The organism is Mangrovimonas sp. DI 80, assembly GCF_001975575.1.
Classification (GTDB): Bacteria; Bacteroidota; Bacteroidia; order Flavobacteriales; family Flavobacteriaceae; genus Mangrovimonas_A; species Mangrovimonas_A xylaniphaga.
Genome location: NZ_MSDT01000017.1, coordinates 1 through 1,371, shown reverse-complemented (window position 1 = coordinate 1,371; position 1,371 = coordinate 1). Strand labels below are relative to the sequence as shown.

Annotated in this window: 2 protein-coding genes; both read left to right on the top strand. The window is 37.4% G+C overall.

Annotated elements, in window-relative coordinates; all coding sequences use genetic code 11:
• Positions 1–54 precede the first annotated feature (54 nt).
• Complete coding sequence (locus BKM32_RS16310; RefSeq protein WP_076665394.1) at positions 55–513, top strand: helix-turn-helix domain-containing protein; 459 nt, start codon at positions 55–57, stop codon at positions 511–513.
• Positions 459–1,307: an IS3 family transposase gene (locus tag BKM32_RS16305; RefSeq protein ID WP_253187476.1), complete on the top strand. Its 849-nt coding sequence runs from the start codon at positions 459–461 to the stop codon at positions 1,305–1,307. The genes BKM32_RS16310 and BKM32_RS16305 overlap by 55 nt, the downstream gene beginning before the upstream one ends.
• Positions 1,308–1,371 lie beyond the last annotated feature (64 nt).

Here is a 1,371-nt window from a genome sequence, read left to right as displayed (position 1 = left end):
TGAATTTTCCTGAAATAGGTTGACTAAAAATTGAACAAACAATTACAGTCACTTATGAAACACGAAAAACAACACTGGCGAAAAAAAAGCTACCAAAAAGTCAATCTAGAGACCAAACTTCTGGTCGTTGACCAAATCCTTAGCGGACAGCTATCCAACAACCAAGCTTCCAAAAAATATGAGGTTCCCAGAACCACCATAGCCTATTGGTTGAGAAAATACAGTACCTTAGTGCAACGAAACACTGGTATGAGCAAAAACGACGAAATTAAAAAGCTGAAAGAGCGTATTGAAGAACTGGAGTTCCAAAAGGACTTCCAACAGGACATTATCGCTGATATGGAACTTATTACAGGCGTCGACATGTCAAAAAAGTCATTACCCAAAACATTGGCAAAAGAGATAGAGAAAAAGAAAAAAGACCGTTTAAAAGAAAATGGCTCTATGGATGTTTTGGGATATCTAAACAAGCCTTCTACAAAAGACTCAAAACACAACAAAAACAAGAAATAGACCAACAAAAACTAATTTCTTTAGTTAAAGGGTACCGTAAAAAAGTAGGCTCTAAAACTGGCGGAATCAAGCTCTACAGTGAACTGAAACAAGATTTTATAAATGCCAATATTAAGATTGGAAGAGATAAATTCTACAGGTTTCTAAAGCTCAACAGCCTACTTGTGCCTAAAGCCAAAAATTACATCACCACAACAAACTCCAACCACATGTTCAAAAAATATAAAAACCTTGTTAAGGACCACGTCCCCACCCGACCTGAACAGCTTTGGGTAAGCGACATAACATACATTAAAACCGAAAACGGACACAACTACCTAGCATTGGTAACCGATGCCTATTCCAAGCAAATTATGGGATATAAACTAGACAGCCATATGAGAACATCTCTTTGCAAAGATGCACTCGCCATGGCCATTAAAAACAGAAAATATCCCAACCAAAAGCTCATTCACCATTCCGACAGAGGGTTCCAGTACTGCAATCCCAAATACTCGCAATTTGCTGAACAAAACGGTATTACCATGAGTATGACAGAGCAATACGATCCTTATGAAAACGCCGTTGCAGAACGCATTAACAGAACCCTAAAACATGAATATGGGCTAAAACAAACCATTAAAAACACCGAACTAGCGCAAAAAATGACACAGCAAGCGGTCTACATTTACAACAACCTAAGAACTCATTTCAGCCTGGATCTGAGAAAACCTGCAGAGGTACATCTCAATCCCAACATCAACTACAAATCGTATCGAAAAAATAATGTAATTTTAAATCCTCTAACGATTTGAAAACTTCGTTTTGAACAACCGAAAATCAACCGAAAAAAGGTCAACCTATTTCAGTATAATACAA